This is a genomic window from Flavobacterium dankookense, from assembly GCF_004362665.1.
Taxonomy (GTDB): domain Bacteria; phylum Bacteroidota; class Bacteroidia; order Flavobacteriales; family Flavobacteriaceae; genus Flavobacterium; species Flavobacterium dankookense.
The window spans coordinates 448274-465696 of record NZ_SNXR01000012.1 but is presented as its reverse complement, the minus strand read 5'-3'; the positions used below and the strand labels follow the sequence as shown (position 1 = coordinate 465696).

The following is a 17423-nucleotide window of genomic DNA, read 5'->3' as shown; positions in this document are numbered from 1 at the left end:
ATAGATAAAAAAAGTTATCAATACAACAACAAACTGAAGAAGAAGAAATTCTTTCATCAGAGAAGTAAATATTTCTTGATTATAAACTTTGTTCATTTACCAAAAATACAAAAAACACTACAAAAAAGAACAAGTATTTTCAATTTATAATTTGTTACTTTTGAATAATAATATTTTTCAAATGCAAATTCAAGGTCAAATTGTCGATATTCTAAACAAACGAATTTTTTCGGGTGAAATTACTATAGAAAACGGAAAAATTAGTTCCATAATCGAAAAAGAACACAACGTTCAAGAGTATATTCTTCCGGGATTTATCGATTCGCACATTCATATTGAAAGTTCGATGTTGGTTCCGTCGGAATTTGCTAAAATTGCGGTTTTGCATGGAACTGTAGCGACGATTTCGGATCCGCATGAAATAGCGAATGTTCTGGGGAAAGATGGCGTTTATTATATGATTGAAAATGGAAAAAAAGTACCGTTGAAATTTCATTTTGGTGCGCCATCATGTGTTCCGGCAACGTTTTTTGAAACTGCTGGAGCTGTGATTGATTCAGAAGAAATTAAGGAATTAATGGCACATCCCGATATTTATTATTTGGCAGAAATGATGAATTATCCTGGTGTTTTGTTTGATGATGAAGAAGTTTTGAAAAAAATAGCTTGGGCAAAACATTTCAACAAACCCATTGATGGTCATGCGCCAGGATTGCGAGGCGAACCAATAAAAAAATATATTTCTGCCGGAATTTCTACCGATCATGAATGTTTTACCTATGACGAAGCTGCCGAAAAATTGTCGCTTGGAATGAAAGTCATTATCCGTGAAGGAAGTGCTGCCAAAAATTTTGAGGCGCTGATTGATTTGCTTCCCGAAAATTATGAAAACATGATGTTTTGTTCCGATGATAAACATCCAGATGATTTGATTGTTGGTCATATCAACCAACTTTGCGTACGAGCAATTGCAAAAGGTTTTGATGTTTTCAAAGTGTTGCAAGTGGCGTGTATCAATCCGGTGAAACATTACAAAATGGATGTTGGTTTGTTGCAAGAAAACGATGCTGCCGATTTTATTGTTGTAGAAAATTTAACCGATTTCAAAGTAAAACAAACGTATATCAATGGCGAATTGGTTGCTGAAAACGGAAAATCATTTGTTCAACATGTTGATTTTGAAAAACCAAATAATTTCAATACTTCGGCTAAAGTTTTAAACGATTTTGAAGTAAAAAGTTCGGCAAAAACCATTCGCGTTATTGAAGCTTTGGAAGGACAATTGATTACTAATGAAATTCATTGCACGCCAAAAATTGTGGATGGAAATTTAGTTTCCGATGTGGAAAATGATGTATTAAAAATGGCGGTTGTTAATCGGTATTCCAATGCTGAACCAGCGATAGCTTTCATCAAAAACTTTGGATTGAAAAAAGGTGCGATTGCCAGTTCAGTAGCGCATGATTGTCATAATATTGTGGTTGTTGGTACATCTGACGAAGAAATTTTAAACGCGGTAAATCTAATAATTGAAAACACGGGCGGAATTTGTGCAGTAAACGGTAACGAGAAAAAATCATTAGCCTTGCCAGTTGCAGGAATTATGAGCGACCAAAACGGCTGGGAAGCTGGACGATTGTATCAAGAAATTGACGCTATGGCAAAAGAATTAGGCAGTTCGTTAAAAGCACCGTTTATGACATTGTCATTCATGGCATTGCTCGTCATTCCTGATTTGAAATTATCGGATAAAGGTTTGTTTAGTGGAAAAAGTTTTGCGTTTACGGATTTGGTTGTGGAATAGTTTTAAGGGAGAAAAAACTCTGTGAAAACCCAAAACTATATTTTTAGTATATAAACTACTTATTTTCCTCGTCTTCAGCAACTCTTAATGCAGTTGGTTTAAAAATATGAAAAGAAAGATATTCATTTAAAACCATTGACATTTTATATTGTATCATTTTTTTAAAAACACTATCATTTAGATTAAGTTTGTCATGCTCTTTATAGTATTTAAAATTTCTATTAAGAATTTTCAAAACGGAATCTCTAAATTTAAAAACCTTAACTCTGTCTGTATAATCTAAATTATTTAACTTTTTTGATATATTAGAAGTCAAGTTATAGTGAAATTCACAATTTTTCAATTCTAAAGAATCGGATTTATATTTTTGCAAACCCGCAAAATAAAAATTTTTATTCTCTATATTATTATAACGTATTGATTCGATAAAATTATTATAGAGAAACTCATAACTATCATCTTTCTCTTCTTTTATACAAGAAAACAGGATTGCTGATATTAACAAAAGGAAAAGATATTTTTTCATAATTCATTATAAATAAAAATATTCAACTGCTAACTACAAACTGAATACTGAACACTATTTTTTCCCGCCAACAACCACAACAATTTCTCCTTTCGGAGGTTTAACTTCAAAGTGTTTTAAAACATCTTCAGCTGTTCCGCGAATGGTTTCTTCGTGTAGTTTAGATAATTCTCGTGAAACTGAAACCGGTCTTTCGGTGCCAAAATATTGGATGAATTCCGCTAAAGTTTTTACTAATTTATGTGGCGAAACATAGAAAATCATCGTTCGGGTTTCTTCAGCAAGAGCTAAAAATCGAGTTTGTCTTCCTTTTTTTTCGGGCAAAAAACCTTCGAATATAAATCGGTCATTTGGCAAACCGCTATTGACCAACGCAGGAACAAAAGCCGTTGCGCCAGGCAAACAATCGACTTCTATATTATTTTCAACACAAGCGCGCGTTAACAAAAATCCAGGATCGGAAATAGCTGGCGTTCCAGCATCGCTAATTAACGCAATGGTTTCTCCGGCTTGCAATCGTTTGATTAAATTTTCCACCGTTTTGTGTTCGTTATGCATGTGATGACTATGCATGTGTGTGGAAATTTCAAAATGTTTGAGAAGTTTTCCGCTAGTTCGTGTGTCTTCTGCCAAAATCAAATCGGCTTCTTTCAAAACCTGAATTGCTCTGAAAGTCATGTCGTCAAGATTACCAATTGGCGTTGGAACTATATAAAGTTTGGACATTTAAGCGAAATTATTTGAATTTTTTCTCCACGATTTCTAAAAATCGCTCCAAATATTCTTCTTTTCCAACCCAGTAATTGTATTCCGGAATAACCATTTCATTTAAGAAGTTTTTCGCGTCAGCAAAAGTGTCAAACGTATTCAATTGCGATAAAACTCGGTTGTAATCTTCGTTACTTTCGTTAAAAAGATGCTTTACAAAAGCAACTCTGTCATTCAACGAAATAGAAATTGAATTGGACAATACATCGTTGAGCGAAACGACTTTTGGTTCGTCTTTTTCTTTTTGTTCTTGGTCAAAAACCGAGATGAACTTATCGTTTAATGTTACTTCATTTGGTTTTACAAAAACAGGTTCTTTGTAACTATCACCAAAAATATCGTCCATTGTAACCTGTTTGGCTTCAACAGGTTCTGGTTTTTTTTCCTCAATTACTTCAGGTTGCGTTTCTTCGATTACGGCTTCAATTTCAGGTTCTTCTTCCGTTTCTGTTTCATCTTCAGCCTCAAAAGAAAGTTCAAAAGCAGGTTTAAAATTTCCGCCAGCCAAAGCATCGCTTTCGTGATCTTCTTTGTCTTTTGCTTCGGCTACATCATTATCTTCAAAACTTTCGTCTTCAACCTCATCTTCTTCCTCAAGAATAATTTCGCCAACAACGATTGGTTCCTCTTCCTCAACTTGTTCAATCGTTTCGATGATTTCTTCTTTTGCTTCAGCAATTGGTTCAGCTTCAACAATTGGTAAATCTATTGGTGTAGTAATTTCTTCTTGTGCCAAAAACGATTCTACCTTTTGCTCAATTTCTTCATGAGAAACCTCATTTTTTAGTACTGCATAATTTTCTTCATGAAATTTCAGAATCGAAAGCGCTTCGTATAATTTTCGGGTTTCTTTATACAATTGGTCGATTTCCGACTTATTTTTTAACTTCAAAATTCGATGTGCAATGCTTATTAATTCAGCTTCCAATCTTTTCTTCATGTGTATAAATTATATTGAGATGAAATTATGTTTATTTTTTTAATCGTTATTTGACCAAAGTTTAATCAATGCGTGAATAAATTTTTCTAAATTTGAAACGATGTAAATGTATAAAATTTATATCGATAAGTTTTGTTACAAAGTAATAAAAACTATTCATTTTAAGCGCAAGAAAATTAGAAAATGTTTCTCGAAAATACAGTAAATCATAAAGAACAATTTGGTTGGATTGAAGTCGTTTGCGGTTCGATGTTTTCGGGCAAGACAGAAGAACTCATCCGAAGACTAAAAAGAGCACAATTTGCCAAGCAAAAAGTGGAGATTTTCAAACCATCAATCGACACTCGATATGACGATGAAATGGTTGTTTCTCATAACAAAAACGAAATTCGTTCCACGCCAGTTCCAGCTGCAGCGAATATTCGAATTTTAGCGCAAGGTTGCGATGTTGTCGGCATTGATGAAGCACAGTTTTTTGATGACGAAATTGTTTCTGTTTGTAATGATTTGGCGAATTCAGGAGTTCGAGTAATTGTGGCTGGATTGGACATGGATTTTAAAGGAAATCCGTTTGGACCAATGCCTGCGTTGATGGCAACTGCTGAATATGTTACCAAGGTTCACGCCGTTTGCACACGAACTGGAAATTTAGCCCATTACAGTTTTAGAAAAACCGATAATGATAAACTCGTTTTATTAGGCGAAACCGAAGAATATGAACCGCTAAGTCGTGCTGCTTATTTCAATGCGATGCGAGAAAATATGGTTGTAAAAGACGCCGAACATTTATCTGAAGAAAAAGAAGAATAAAGAAAAATCTTCTGTACGGTAACTTTTTTTAATTTTGCACGTATAACAATTAAATTTAATGTTATTATGGATACTAAACTCACCTTAAAGCTTGATAAAAAAGTAATTGAAAAAGCTAAAGAATATGCTGCGAAGCAAAAAATTAGCGTGTCTTTTATTGTCGAAAATTATTTAAAAGCAATTACTTCCATGGAGAAAAGTGACCAAAAAGAAGAAATTAAAATTTCTGACTTTGTTAATAGTATTCCTGTAGGAAATGGAGAAATTCCAGCTGATTTTGACTTTAAAAAAGATAGACAAGAGTATTTGGTTGAAAAATATAAATAATGAAAAAATTATTTATTGATACAAATGTACTGATTGATTTCTTAGATAAGAGAAATCCATTTTTTTATGAAATTGCTAAAATTTCTAGTTTAGCTGAAGACAACCAAGTTAGATTAGTTGCTTCTTCCATTTCGTTTGTTAACACGTTTTATGTTTTAGGAAAAAAAACTGAAAATAATCGCGTAATTGAGTCATTAAAAAAGTTTAGAGTAATTTGTGATGTTTCCTCTGTTGACGAACTCGTAATTGACGAAAGTTTATTTTCTAACTTTACAGATTTCGAAGATGCCGTTCAATATTATAGTGCTATTCAAGCCAAATGCGATATACTTATTACAAGGAACGAGAAAGATTTTAAAAATTCTGAAATTCCTGTAATGAGCCCAAACAAGTTTTTGGAAATTTTTAATAAAAAATAAAATTTGACACTTTCCATCCGAAATATTATTCCAATTATAAAAGCCAATTGGTTTGGGAATAATGATATAAGCATCATCGATACTATTTCTATTGATAGTCGCACGTTGCAAAATGGCAAACATACTTTGTTTTTTGCCATTTCCGGTCCAAATCATGATGGTCATCAATATATAGAAGAATTGATTTCACAAGGTGTTCAGAATTTTGTGGTCACTCATTTTGATGAAAATCTAAAAAGCAAAGCTAATTTTCTTGTTGTAGAAAATACTCTAGAAGCGTTGCAAAAATTTGCAGCTTTCTACAGAAATCAATTTGATTTTCCAATCATTGGAATTACTGGAAGTAACGGAAAAACCATCGTAAAAGAATGGCTAAATTTTCTGTTAAGTCCAGATTACAACATCATCCGAAGTCCAAAAAGTTATAATTCGCAGGTTGGTGTTCCGCTTTCTATTGTTGCTATTAATGAAAAGCACAATTTAGGTATTTTTGAAGCTGGAATTTCGTTGAAAAACGAAATGGAAAAACTGCAAAAAATCATTGATCCAACCATTGGTGTTTTGACCAATATTGGTTCGGCTCACGACGAAGGTTTTGCCGATATTGGCGAAAAAATCAAAGAAAAACTCAAGCTTTTTACTTCGGTTAAAGTATTGATTTTGAATAAAAACAGAACGATTTGTGCTTTTGTTAATCCAAAAATAAAGCAGTTCAATTGGTCGTCGGATGACAAAAGTGCTGATGTTTTTGTAACCAAAAAGAAACTTGACGAAATAACGGAACTGAACATTACCTATCAAGAAGAAACGTTTCCAGTTCGAATTCCGTTTCAAGACCAAGCTTCGGTCGAAAACGCCATACATTGTTTGATGGTTATGCTGTATTTTGGGTACAATCAAAAAGTCATTCAAACCCGAATGACACAATTATATCCAGTAGAAATGCGCTTGAAAGTCAAAAATGGAATTTTCAATTGCACAATAATTGACGATAGTTATAGTTCTGATTTTCAATCGCTAAAAATTGCTTTAGATTTTCTAGAACATCAAAAACAACACAAGAAAAAAACGATTATTCTTTCGGATATTTTTCAAAGTGGTTTAACCAATGAAGAATTGTATCCGCAGGTTTCTCAGTTAATTATTTCCAATAAAATTACGCGAGTGATTGGCATTGGCGAAACGATTTCAAAGTTTAAAAACAAGTTCATCAACGGAATTTGTTTCAAAAATGTAAACGAATTTATCGCCGCTTTTGATCCCGAAACTTCGAAATTGAATTTCGAAAATGAAACCATTTTAATCAAAGGTGCAAGAGATTTTCATTTTGAAGAAATTGTATCGTTGCTCGAAGAAAAAACGCACGAAACCGTTCTGGAAATCAACCTTAATGCGATTAGTCATAACTTGAATTTCTTCAAATCAAAATTGGCGCCGAAAACCAAATTGATGGTTATGGTCAAAGCTTTTGGTTATGGTAATGGCGGTTTTGAGATTGCAAAATTACTCGAACATCACAAAGTAGATTATCTTGGAGTGGCTTTTGCCGATGAAGGAATTTCGTTGAAAAATGGTGGGATTTCAGTTCCGATTATGGTTTTAAATCCAGAAACTACTAGTTTTTCATCGATAATTCAGCATCAATTAGAACCCGAAATTTATTCGATAAAAGGATTAAAAGCGTTTTTGAAAATAGCGGAACAAAAAAAATTGAAACATTTTCCTATTCATATAAAATTAGATACAGGAATGCATCGTCTTGGTTTTCAAGAAAATAATTTATTAGAATTGATAAAAACACTGCAAGGAAACGAAACGGTAAAAGTGAAAAGTATTTTGTCGCACATGGCAACCAGCGATGATTTAGCGCATCAAGCATTTGCGATTTCGCAGATTGAGCTTTTTGAAAATCTTTCTTCTCAATTGATTTCAGCGTTAAAAACAAAACCAATTAGACATATTTTGAATACCTCAGGAATTTCAAATTATCCTGAGGCACAATACGATATGGTTCGATTAGGCATTGGTTTGTATGGCGTTTCCAACGATGATGAAGAACAAAAATACCTTGAAAATGTTGGTACTTTAAAATCCGTTATTTCTCAAATTAGAACTATTGAAAAAGGAGAAAGCGTTGGTTATGGCAGACGATTTATGGCAGAAAAACAAACCAAAGTTGCTACAATTCCTATTGGTTATGCCGATGGAATTTCAAGACATTTGGGCAATGGCGTTGGTTATGTAATTATAAATCAGAAAAAAGCGATAATTTTAGGAAGTGTTTGTATGGATATGCTAATGGTTGACGTAACCGATATTGAATGCAAAGAAGGAAATACGGTGATTATTTTTGGCGAAAGACCAACCGTTAATGAAATTGCGAAACTATTGCAAACCATTCCATATGAAGTTTTAACAAGTATTTCGCAACGAGTAAAACGAATATTTTATAGAGAATAATTTAGTATTTGTTAAAATTTTATTAAATTCGTTTATTAATAACCACAAAACAAAACAAATTATGGGAATGATTTCAGAATTTAAAGAATTTATTGCAAAAGGAAACGCAATGGATTTAGCAGTTGGAGTTATCATTGGAGCAGCTTTTGGCGCCATTGTAAATTCACTAGTAGCAGATGTAATTACACCTGCATTATTAAATCCTGCACTAAAAGCAGCACAAGTTGAAAATTTGGCAGATTTAAAAACCGAAGGTGGAATTCTCTACGGAAAATTTTTAGCTGCGGTAATTAGTTTTCTAGTAATTGCTTTCGTGATTTTTATTATGGTAAAAGCATTAAACAGCATGAAGAAAAAAGAAGAAGCTGCACCTGCTGCACCAGCTGGACCAACTCAAGAAGAATTACTTACACAAATTAGAGATTTATTGAAAAAATAATTCCGCTACATTATATATTCTAACTAAACCGTTTCTTGATTGAGACGGTTTTTTTTTGCTTTTATTTTGTCACTCCGACGAAGGAGGAATCACATAATCAGAATAATTAACATGCGATTCTTCGTTCCTCAGAATGACAAGTTGTAAAAATATCTTTTAAAGTAAAAAAACAAACTTTCCTTTCTGAAATTCAGTAATTTTTATACTTAAAAGAAAAGGAAACCCAATTTTCTCTTTACTTTTGTACTTCAAAAATTTTATCAATTATAAATATATAAAGTATGAAAGTTGCTGTTGTAGGCGCAACCGGAATGGTTGGCGAAGTGATGCTTCAAGTATTAGCGGAAAGAAATTTTCCTGTAACCGAATTAATTCCTGTAGCTTCTGAGAAATCAGTTGGTAAGGAAATTGAATTTAAAGGTAAGAAATACAAAGTAGTTGGTTTACAAACAGCAGTTGACATGAAAGCGGATATAGCTTTATTTTCTGCTGGTGGAGAAACTTCATTGGCTTGGGCTCCAAAATTTGCTGAAGCTGGAACAACCGTTATCGATAATTCATCGGCTTGGAGAATGGATCCAACAAAAAAGTTAATCGTTCCTGAAATCAACGCATCTGAATTGACAAAAGATGATAAAATCATTGCTAATCCAAACTGTTCTACTATCCAAATGGTGATGGTTTTAGCTCCATTACACAAAAAATACAATATCAAACGTGTGATCGTTTCTACTTATCAATCCATTACTGGAACTGGTGTAAAAGCGGTTCAACAATTAGAAAATGAATACGTTGGAATTCAAGGAGAAATGGCTTATAAATACCAAATTCATCGAAATGCTATTCCACAATGTGATAGTTTTGAAGAAAACGGATACACCAAAGAAGAAATGAAATTGGTTCGTGAAACTCAAAAAATCATTGGCGACAAATCGATTGCAGTAACAGCAACAGCCATCAGAATTCCAGTAGTTGGCGGACATAGCGAAGCGGTGAATGTTGAATTTTCTAATGACTTTGACGTAAACGAAATCCGTTCTATTTTGCATCATACTGATGGTGTAGTTGTTCAGGACAATAACGATACTTACACCTATCCAATGCCTTTGTTTGCTCAAGGAAAAGACGATGTTTTTGTAGGCAGAATTCGCCGTGACGAAAGTCAGCCAAACTCCTTAAACATGTGGATTGTTGCTGATAATTTGAGAAAAGGTGCTGCAACCAATACCGTTCAAATTGCGGAATATCTTGTTGCCAACAATTTAGTATAGTATATTTTCGCTTTCGCGGAAGACATAAAGAAAACAATCCGTTTGGTTTTTCAAATCCTAAAATTTGTTAAAATCAAACGGATTTTCTTTTGGATTAAACTACATTTGCATCAATGAAAGGAAAATTACATTTCTTGAATGTTTTACTAGGATTGGCAGTACTTTTTGCAGTACTATTTCAGCCAATACATACTATTGAGCATTTGGCAAAACAGTTTTCTGAAGAAAGTTGTATTCACAAATATGCCGAAGGCGCAACTTTAAATCATAGTCATTATTGGGAAAAATGTCAAGTTTGTGACTTTGCTCTAAGTCCAACTATCGAAAATAAAACGGCTGTATTTTCATTTGAAAAGCCTGTTTTTTATAATAAGGCATTGTATTTCCCAACTTCCGAAAATATTTCTTTTTTCAACGGAAGTTTTTTTTCTCTTCGCGGACCGCCAATTGTTTAAAACTTCTTGACCTAATCTAGTGTTAACGAATTAGAAAACAACAAAATGCAAAAATTCAGTATGTTTTTTTGCTTGTTGTGTTTTGGTATTATTTACAGTCAAAACACCATAAGCGGAAAAATAGTTGATGAAAACAATATGGCATTGGAAAAAAGTCACATTCACATTTCATCAAAATCGACAAATAGTAAAAAAGATGGTTCATTCATTATTCGAAATGTTCCAAATGGTTCGGCAAAAGTGCTAATCACTTATGTTGGCTACAAACCTATTGATACGATTATTGATGTCAGTGGAAATCTTGAGATTAATTTTCAGATGAAACAAAAAAGTGAACAATTGGAAGAAATTGTGGTAAAACATAAAAACAATTATTTCAATCACTCGGTTTCGGAACAAAAAATCAAAGAGAAAACCATTGAAAAATTCAGTAGTCAATCGCTAGGAAATGCACTCAAAGAAGTCTCTGGAGTTTCAATATTGAAAAGCGGAAGCACGATTGTAAAACCTGTAATTAATGGTTTGCATAGCAGCCGAGTTAGTATTTACAACAATAATGTAAAACTCGAAGACCAACAATGGGGAACAGAACATGCTCCAAATTTTGACATAAATGCAGCCGGAAAAATTACAGTTTTAAAAGGCGCATCTGGTTTGCAATATGGTGGCGATGCCATTGGTGGAATTGTAATTATTGAACCTTTCAGCACCAAAAAAGACACACTTTTTGGAAAAACCATTATGACAATGGAATCCAATGGTCGTGGCGGAACTATTTCTTCTAGTTTACACAAAGGAAATTTTTGCGACTGGAGTTGGAATGCACAAGGAAGTTTTAAATATTTTGGCGACAGAGAATCGCCCGATTATATTTTGTCGAATACTGGAAACCGCGAAGCAAATTTTTCAGGCGATGTAAAATATATTGGCAAAAAATTCGATTTCTCTGCTTATTACAGTTTGTACAACGCCACTATCGGAATTTTAAGTGCTTCGCATATTGGAAATGTTACTGATTTGGAGAATTCAATTGATAATCAAATACCTTCAACTATAAGAGATTTCACTTATTCGATTAAAAATCCGAAGCAACAAGTGCAACATCATTTGGCAAAACTGAATTATAATTATTATATCAAAGACGGCGAATCTATTGGCTTACAATATGCTTTTCAATTCAATAATCGAAAAGAGTTTGATTTGCGAACTGGCGTTTCAGATTCTAGAGCAGCTTTGGACTTAAACTTGATGACGCATGCTTTTAATGCCGATTATAAATTGAGTATTAATAGTTGGGATTTTAAATCAGGAATTATGGGATTGTTCCAAAATAATTCGGCAAATCCAAATACTGGCGTTCGTCCGTTAATTCCAAGTTATAATAAATTTGATGCTGGAATTTATGCTATTGTTGACAATCATATTTCGGATGATTTTTCGGTTGAAGCCGGAATTCGCTACGATTTTTCAACGATTGAAGCGACGAAATATTATCTGAAATCACGTTGGGACGAGCGAAATTACAGTCCGGAATTCAACCATTTAATCGAAGGAGATTTTGGAACACAATGGTTGACCAAACCAACGTTTACTTTCCATAATTTTTCAGCAAGTGTTGGAACGCAATATTCCTTCGGAAACGAATATGAATGGTATTTTAACGTCAGTCGTGCGGTTAGAAATCCAAATCCTTCCGAATTTTTTAGTGATGGATTGCATCATTCGAGTGGTATGATTGAATTGGGCGATTTGCGTTTAGAACATGAAAAGTCGAATAAAATCAGTACTTCTTTGCAAAAACAATGGAAGAATTTCAAGATAAACATCAATCCGTTTTTGAATTATATCGAAGATTATATGTTTTTGAAACCAGTTGGCTTTGAAACCACAATTCGCGGTGCTTTTCCAGTTTGGGAATACCAACAAATTAATGCTTTGTTGACTGGAATTGACTTGAATTCCGAGTGGCAAATCAGTGAACATTGGCAACATCGTTTGCTTTTATCGTATGTAAACGGAAAAGATAAAACCAATGACGATTTTATTATCGATATGCCGCCATTGAACATCAACAACCGAATTTCGTTCAACAAAAAAGATTGGAACAATTTGACACTCGAACTGCAGAGCGAAATGGTTTTTAGACAAACCCAATTCCCAAACAACAATTTTATTACAAATATTATTGTAGATGGCGAGTTAACTCCTGTAGAAGTAGATATTAGTTCGCCGCCAGCTGCGTATCATCTTTTGCATTTTGCATCTGATTTTCAATTCAAAATCGCCAATAATTCTATGGCAACACTAGGTTTTTCTGTATTTAACCTATTAGATACCAAATACAGAGATTATTTAAATAGACAACGTTTCTATGCCGACGAATTGGGTAGAAACTTTCAAATTCAATTAAAAATTAATTATTAAAAACATGAAAACATTGAATAATTTAAACAAAACAAAAATCTTTTTTCTAGCAATTGCAGCTGTATCAATAACGTCATGTAATAATGATGATGATCCAGTAAATGAGGAAGAAGTAATCACAACGGTTACGACTACTTTAACAAATGGTGCAACGACTATAACTTTAACTTCAAGAGATTTAGATGGTGATGGACCAAATGATCCGCTTGTAACGGTTTCAGGAAATTTGACAGCAAACACGGTTTATAATGGCGAAACGACTTTTTTAAATGAATTAGATACGCCAGCAGAAGACATTACTGTTGAAGTTGAAGAAGAAGGCGAAGAGCATCAAGTATTTTACCAAATTCCAGCAGCTTTAGGAACATTTGGTTACACTGATTTTGATGTGAATGCTAAACCAGTTGGATTGACGTTTACTTACACAACTGGAAATGCTGGAACAGGAAATTTAACGGTAACATTGAGACATTTGCCAAATAAATCGGCAGCTGGAGTTGCTGCTGGCGATATTACAAATGCTGGTGGTGCAACTGATGCACAAGTAACTTATCCAATTGTAATTGCCAACTAAATTATGAAATTAAAAAATGCGACTTAATTAAGTCGCATTTTTTTTTAAAATCTATTATCACCATCAATCATTCTGCCTAAACCGCCAAGAAGACTTCCTTCTTCTCTGGAACTTCCTCCATTTTGTGGCGCAGAAGCTATAATTCTATCGGCTAAACGGCTAAATGGCAACGATTGTACATAAACCGTTCCTGGTCCGCGAAGTGTTGCATAAAATAATCCTTCGCCACCAAAAAGGGAATTTTTAATACCGCCAATAAATTCAATATCATAATCTACGTCTTTGGTAAAGCCAACGATACAACCTGTATCTACTTTTAAAACTTCTCCCGAAGCCAATTCTCTTTTGGCTAAAGTTCCACCAGAATGTACAAATGCCATTCCATCGCCTTCTAATTTTTGCATAATAAAACCTTCTCCACCAAAAAGTCCGCGACCTAATTTTCTAGAAAATTCAATGCCAACCGAAACACCTTTTGCGGCACAAAGAAATGCGTCTTTTTGACAAATGAATTTCCCATGAAATTGACGCAAATCTATTGGAATAATTTTTCCAGGATAAGGCGAAGCAAAACATACTTTACTCTTCGAATTATTCTGATTTAAGTAAGCCGTCATAAAAAGACTTTCGCCTGTTAAAACTCTTTTTCCAGCCGAAAGCAGTTTGCCAAAAATTCCTTGCTGTTGAGCTGAACCATCGCCAAAAATAGTTTGCATTTGAATGCCGTTGTCCATCATCATAAAACTTCCTGCTTCGGCAACAACAATCTCTTGCGGATCAAGTTCAATCTCTACATATTGCATTTCTTCACCATAAATGTGGTAATCGATTTCGTGTGCTATCATTGTATTATTTTTTAATTTATTATAAGTTATTCATTTCTTTAAAAAGTTACAACATACTTTGTAGATTATAGATTTAACATTATAATTATGAATATTTCATTAAATAGATTTAAAAATAGTTTATAATTTAAAAAAATAATTCTATTTTTACCATATTACTAACCAAAAATTTGCCTCTTTATGAATTCAATGTTTACAAAAATCGCTAGAATTGTTTTAGGATTAATGCTTCTTGTTTTTGGAGCTAATAAATTTTTATATTTTATCCCAATGGAAGCACCAACAGGTTCTGCTGGTGAGTTTATGAATTCACTAAATACAACTGGTTATATTTTTCCTGTTGTTGGTATTTTAGAAGTTATCATTGGAGTGATGCTTTTACTGAAAAAATGGGTTGCCTTCGCTTTGATTCTTTTAGCTCCTATTTCTATTAATATTTTGCTTTTCCACTTGTTTTTAGATATTCCAGGATTATTATTTGCGCTACTTATTGTTGTAATAAATTCGATATTAATCTACAAACATTGGCAACAGTATAAACCTTTGTTTTACTAATAAAAGAAAAACTCTTCTCCATCAGAAGAGTTTTTTTATTTAAAAATATAAGACAATCCAACAGAACCATAATAAAATCCAGTTACAGAATTACTTTTTATTTCTTGGGTTGTGTAGTGAAATGTGTAGCCCAAATTCCAATTTTGTATTTGGTATTTCAAACCAGTTTCTAATTTAAATCGAAATAAATTGGGTGTAAATGTTAATGGACTTTCATCATCAAAAAGACTTCCTTGAATGGAAGCATCGTAGAACTGTAAATTAATTTTTGGTAAAAAATAAAAATACAGCTCATTTACATTTTTATCATCAAACATCAAACTATTAAAAAAATTAGATTGTTGCATCGATTTTAGGTTTTTGGACAAACTAATTCTCGATAAAATTCCAGTTGTTATGCTCGAAAAAACGGTTCCAATTTCGGCTTTTGATTGCCAATGAAAATCTATTTTATCTGTAGTGATTTTATCAAAAACTTTGGAAGAAAGAATGGTATTGTATTGAATTGCTACTGTATTTTTGATTTGATGTTGCCATCCATATAATCTCCCAAACCCAAAAGCATTGTGCATCCATTTTTGAAAATCTTCCGCTTTTGATGAAGGTCCAACAACTCCAATTTGGTATTTAGTTATCCAAACGGTTTGATTTTTATAAAACCTATTTTGATTAAATTCAGCAAATAAATATCCGGCATACGGTCGATTATGATCTTCTTTAAAATCTGACTTAACCCATTTAGGATTAAAGATATATTGTCCAATTTTAAATCCATTCGATTTGAAAACGTCTTGATTGGATTTTTTTGAGATATAATTTCCAAAAATTTCCATTCCGTTAGTGTAATATTTATCATTGACTAGTGATGAAAACGAATCGTTATCAAGTAGTACTCCCATTTCAAAAGCTTTTTTATTTTGACTAAAACTAATGAACACCATGAAGAAAAAAGGAATGAAAAATTTAACCATTTAATAGTCAATTTTACCTATATGTTGCATCACTCTAACGATTTTTTCTTTTCTTCTGTTGATGTAGGAAGAGGAATTCGTGGCTTTATATTTTCTCGGATTAGGAAGAATGGCTGCAATTCCTGCGGCTTCTTTTTTTGTTAAATCTGCAGCGCTTTTTCTATACCAATGTCTCGCTCCTGATTCGGCACCATAAACCCCATTTCCCATTTCTATTGAGTTGAGATACACTTCCATAATTCGTTCTTTTCCCCAAATGAGTTCTATCAAAACAGTAAAATAAGCTTCTAACCCTTTGCGAATATAACTTCTGCCTTGCCAAAGAAAAACGTTTTTAGCCGTTTGTTGCGAAATAGTACTTCCTCCTTTTAATCGTTTGCCTTTTTGGTTATTTTTAAATGCTTTTTGCATGGCTTTAAAATCAAAACCATTGTGTTTTAAAAAGTTTCCATCTTCACTAGCGATAACTGCCTTTTGGAGATTAGGCGAAATATTTTCAATCGACACCCAATCATGAGTTAGTAGAGCATCTTTTCCTTCTAATTTATTTTCAACAGCACGAGTTATCATTAAAGGTGTAATTGGAACTGGAACCCATTTAAATATAATTACAGACAAGATTGACAAACCAATAAACCAAAGTGTGGCTTTCCAAATCCAACGAAAAACTTTTCTAATCATAACTTATTGTACTAAATCCGCTAATTCTTTTCCTATCAAACTTCCAATTGCGACTCCCATTCCGCCGAGGCGAACTCCACAAAAAACATTATCTGAAAGTTGTTCCACAATAGGATTTTTACTCGAACCCATTCCCATAATTCCGCTCCAACGATGAGCGATTTTGAAATCAGTATCGGGTAAAATTACTTCTTTTAATAATTTTTCCAAATGATTTTGAATTAATTCTGTTTGACCAAATTCGGTTGTAGTTTCTCCGCTAAAATCTAAATTCCTTCCACCGCCAAAGAGAATTCTATCGTCAATGTTTCTAAAATAATAATATCCTTTATCTAAATGAAATGTTCCTTTGATGTCTAAATTGGGAATTGGTTCCGTTATCAAAACTTGTGCTCTAGCTGGTTTTACTTGATTATTAGTTAGCTTTTGAGCAAAACCATTGGTAGCAAATAAAAGCTTTTTGGATATAAAACTAAAATCATCGAAACTAATTAGTACTCCAATATTATTTTCATGAAAAGCAGCGACTTCTATATGATTTAGAATCATAATATTGTTAGCAATTGCTTTTTGCAACAAAGAATGCATCATTTTTCCGGTATCAATTTGAGCTTCAAAAGGATTAAAGATTAAGTATTCATGAATCTCTTTAAAATCAAATCGATCGACCTCTTTATTAAAAACATCATTTTTAAAAATCGGTTTTAGAATTTCGTTTATAAAAGGAAGCTTTTGGAGACATTCGTTATAGCTACTTTCGTCTTCTTTTAAAAACAATTCATAACCACCGAAAGGTTTGAAATCTATTGCTGAGTCGCCAAGATTTTTACGAAGTAATTGCAAACCATCCCAGCGTTTTTGTATCAGTTGAACAACTTCTTCTTCAGAATGATTTTTTAAATCATCTAAAATTTCTGAAGCACTACCAAAACAAGCAAAACCAGCATTTTTAGTACTTGCACCTTGAGGCAATATTCCTTTTTCTAGAACTAGAATTTTACTGTTTGGATATTTTTCTCGTAATGTTAGAGCACAATGTAAACCAACAATTCCACTACCAACAATAGTAAAATCAACAGCCGTAAACCAATTTTTAATTTCCCAATAACTAAAATTCATATTCAAAATTTGATTTAAAAGTAATTATAAATAAT

General features: G+C 33.0%; 18 protein-coding genes. 11 read left to right on the top strand and 7 right to left on the bottom strand.

What is annotated here, in order from left to right; genetic code table 11:
- Positions 1–181: 181 nt before the first annotated feature.
- Positions 182–1804, top strand: a complete 1623-nt coding sequence (gene ade, locus BC748_RS06080; RefSeq protein ID WP_133532574.1) for an adenine deaminase — start codon at positions 182–184, stop codon at positions 1802–1804.
- Between the two features lie 55 nt (positions 1805–1859).
- Here the strand turns inward: ade and BC748_RS06075 are convergent, their stop codons facing one another.
- From BC748_RS06075 to BC748_RS06065, 3 genes are read right to left on the bottom strand one after another with little or no spacing between them, the layout of a single operon-like run.
- Positions 1860–2330 (bottom strand): hypothetical protein, encoded by a 471-nt coding sequence (locus BC748_RS06075; protein ID WP_133532573.1) that lies wholly within the window; start codon positions 2328–2330, stop codon positions 1860–1862.
- Between the two features lie 54 nt (positions 2331–2384).
- A complete protein-coding gene (rsmI, locus tag BC748_RS06070) occupies positions 2385–3056 on the bottom strand; it encodes a 16S rRNA (cytidine(1402)-2'-O)-methyltransferase (protein WP_133532572.1) in 672 nt (223 codons plus the stop codon).
- A gap of 10 nt (positions 3057–3066) precedes the next feature.
- Complete coding sequence (locus BC748_RS06065) at positions 3067–4038, bottom strand: hypothetical protein (protein ID WP_133532571.1); 972 nt, start codon at positions 4036–4038, stop codon at positions 3067–3069.
- A gap of 183 nt (positions 4039–4221) precedes the next feature.
- On the opposite strand from BC748_RS06065, the gene BC748_RS06060 reads away from it, so the two are divergent.
- The 9 genes from BC748_RS06060 (at position 4222) to BC748_RS06020 (ending at position 13217) form a co-directional block, all read left to right on the top strand.
- Positions 4222–4848 (top strand): thymidine kinase, encoded by a 627-nt coding sequence (locus BC748_RS06060; protein ID WP_133532570.1) that lies wholly within the window; start codon positions 4222–4224, stop codon positions 4846–4848.
- 66 nt (positions 4849–4914) lie between these two features.
- On the top strand, positions 4915–5175 hold the full coding sequence (locus tag BC748_RS06055; RefSeq protein ID WP_133532569.1) for a DUF6364 family protein: 261 nt from the start codon (positions 4915–4917) through the stop codon (positions 5173–5175).
- Positions 5175–5594, top strand: coding sequence for a PIN domain-containing protein (locus BC748_RS06050; RefSeq protein WP_133532568.1), 420 nt, complete (start codon positions 5175–5177; stop codon positions 5592–5594). The genes BC748_RS06055 and BC748_RS06050 overlap by 1 nt, the downstream gene beginning before the upstream one ends.
- A gap of 3 nt (positions 5595–5597) precedes the next feature.
- On the top strand, positions 5598–8054 hold the full coding sequence (locus tag BC748_RS06045) for a bifunctional UDP-N-acetylmuramoyl-tripeptide:D-alanyl-D-alanine ligase/alanine racemase (protein WP_133532567.1): 2457 nt from the start codon (positions 5598–5600) through the stop codon (positions 8052–8054).
- Positions 8055–8115: 61 nt separating this feature from the next.
- Positions 8116–8493, top strand: a complete 378-nt coding sequence (mscL, locus tag BC748_RS06040; RefSeq protein ID WP_133532566.1) for a large conductance mechanosensitive channel protein MscL — start codon at positions 8116–8118, stop codon at positions 8491–8493.
- Between the two features lie 281 nt (positions 8494–8774).
- Positions 8775–9764, top strand: coding sequence for an aspartate-semialdehyde dehydrogenase (locus tag BC748_RS06035; RefSeq protein ID WP_133532565.1), 990 nt, complete (start codon positions 8775–8777; stop codon positions 9762–9764).
- A 113-nt stretch (positions 9765–9877) separates the two neighbouring features.
- Complete coding sequence (locus BC748_RS06030; protein WP_133532564.1) at positions 9878–10219, top strand: hypothetical protein; 342 nt, start codon at positions 9878–9880, stop codon at positions 10217–10219.
- A gap of 45 nt (positions 10220–10264) precedes the next feature.
- A complete protein-coding gene (locus tag BC748_RS06025; RefSeq protein ID WP_246014009.1) occupies positions 10265–12643 on the top strand; it encodes a TonB-dependent receptor in 2379 nt (792 codons plus the stop codon).
- A gap of 4 nt (positions 12644–12647) precedes the next feature.
- Positions 12648–13217, top strand: coding sequence for a type 1 periplasmic binding fold superfamily protein (locus BC748_RS06020; RefSeq protein WP_133532563.1), 570 nt, complete (start codon positions 12648–12650; stop codon positions 13215–13217).
- Positions 13218–13261: 44 nt separating this feature from the next.
- On the opposite strand, the gene BC748_RS06015 is transcribed toward BC748_RS06020, so the two are convergent.
- Complete coding sequence (locus BC748_RS06015) at positions 13262–14062, bottom strand: TIGR00266 family protein (protein WP_133532562.1); 801 nt, start codon at positions 14060–14062, stop codon at positions 13262–13264.
- A 180-nt stretch (positions 14063–14242) separates the two neighbouring features.
- On the opposite strand from BC748_RS06015, the gene BC748_RS06010 reads away from it, so the two are divergent.
- Positions 14243–14617 (top strand): DoxX family membrane protein, encoded by a 375-nt coding sequence (locus BC748_RS06010; RefSeq protein WP_133532561.1) that lies wholly within the window; start codon positions 14243–14245, stop codon positions 14615–14617.
- A gap of 35 nt (positions 14618–14652) precedes the next feature.
- On the opposite strand, the gene BC748_RS06005 is transcribed toward BC748_RS06010, so the two are convergent.
- Genes BC748_RS06005 through BC748_RS05995 form a run of 3 tightly spaced genes read right to left on the bottom strand, consistent with a single transcriptional unit; the run spans position 14653 to position 17388 of the window.
- A complete protein-coding gene (locus BC748_RS06005) occupies positions 14653–15558 on the bottom strand; it encodes a lipid A-modifier LpxR family protein (RefSeq protein WP_342772709.1) in 906 nt (301 codons plus the stop codon).
- Between the two features lie 30 nt (positions 15559–15588).
- Positions 15589–16269 carry a monofunctional biosynthetic peptidoglycan transglycosylase gene (mtgA, locus tag BC748_RS06000; RefSeq protein WP_133532559.1) on the bottom strand — a complete coding sequence of 227 codons (681 nt, stop codon included), beginning with the start codon at positions 16267–16269 and terminating at the stop codon, positions 15589–15591.
- A 3-nt stretch (positions 16270–16272) separates the two neighbouring features.
- The gene (locus BC748_RS05995; RefSeq protein WP_133532558.1) at positions 16273–17388 is read right to left on the bottom strand and encodes an NAD(P)/FAD-dependent oxidoreductase; all 1116 of its coding nucleotides are present in this window, start codon (positions 17386–17388) and stop codon (positions 16273–16275) included.
- Positions 17389–17423 lie beyond the last annotated feature (35 nt).

What these genes read in the sequence shown, in the direction of transcription:
- BC748_RS06020 (WP_133532563.1), top strand. Translation starts at nt 12,648, where the DNA reads ATGAAAACATTGAATAATTTAAACAAAACAAAAATCTTTTTTCTAGCA.
- BC748_RS06055 (WP_133532569.1), top strand. Translation starts at nt 4,915, where the DNA reads ATGGATACTAAACTCACCTTAAAGCTTGATAAAAAAGTAATTGAAAAA.
- rsmI (WP_133532572.1), bottom strand. Translation starts at nt 3,056, where the DNA reads ATGTCCAAACTTTATATAGTTCCAACGCCAATTGGTAATCTTGACGAC.
- BC748_RS06060 (WP_133532570.1), top strand. Translation starts at nt 4,222, where the DNA reads ATGTTTCTCGAAAATACAGTAAATCATAAAGAACAATTTGGTTGGATT.
- BC748_RS06015 (WP_133532562.1), bottom strand. Translation starts at nt 14,062, where the DNA reads ATGATAGCACACGAAATCGATTACCACATTTATGGTGAAGAAATGCAA.
- BC748_RS06010 (WP_133532561.1), top strand. Translation starts at nt 14,243, where the DNA reads ATGAATTCAATGTTTACAAAAATCGCTAGAATTGTTTTAGGATTAATG.
- ade (WP_133532574.1), top strand. Translation starts at nt 182, where the DNA reads ATGCAAATTCAAGGTCAAATTGTCGATATTCTAAACAAACGAATTTTT.
- mscL (WP_133532566.1), top strand. Translation starts at nt 8,116, where the DNA reads ATGGGAATGATTTCAGAATTTAAAGAATTTATTGCAAAAGGAAACGCA.
- BC748_RS06050 (WP_133532568.1), top strand. Translation starts at nt 5,175, where the DNA reads ATGAAAAAATTATTTATTGATACAAATGTACTGATTGATTTCTTAGAT.
- BC748_RS06075 (WP_133532573.1), bottom strand. Translation starts at nt 2,330, where the DNA reads ATGAAAAAATATCTTTTCCTTTTGTTAATATCAGCAATCCTGTTTTCT.
- BC748_RS06025 (WP_246014009.1), top strand. Translation starts at nt 10,265, where the DNA reads ATGCAAAAATTCAGTATGTTTTTTTGCTTGTTGTGTTTTGGTATTATT.
- BC748_RS06005 (WP_342772709.1), bottom strand. Translation starts at nt 15,558, where the DNA reads ATGGTGTTCATTAGTTTTAGTCAAAATAAAAAAGCTTTTGAAATGGGA.
- BC748_RS06030 (WP_133532564.1), top strand. Translation starts at nt 9,878, where the DNA reads ATGAAAGGAAAATTACATTTCTTGAATGTTTTACTAGGATTGGCAGTA.
- BC748_RS06065 (WP_133532571.1), bottom strand. Translation starts at nt 4,038, where the DNA reads ATGAAGAAAAGATTGGAAGCTGAATTAATAAGCATTGCACATCGAATT.
- BC748_RS06035 (WP_133532565.1), top strand. Translation starts at nt 8,775, where the DNA reads ATGAAAGTTGCTGTTGTAGGCGCAACCGGAATGGTTGGCGAAGTGATG.
- BC748_RS05995 (WP_133532558.1), bottom strand. Translation starts at nt 17,388, where the DNA reads ATGAATTTTAGTTATTGGGAAATTAAAAATTGGTTTACGGCTGTTGAT.
- mtgA (WP_133532559.1), bottom strand. Translation starts at nt 16,269, where the DNA reads ATGATTAGAAAAGTTTTTCGTTGGATTTGGAAAGCCACACTTTGGTTT.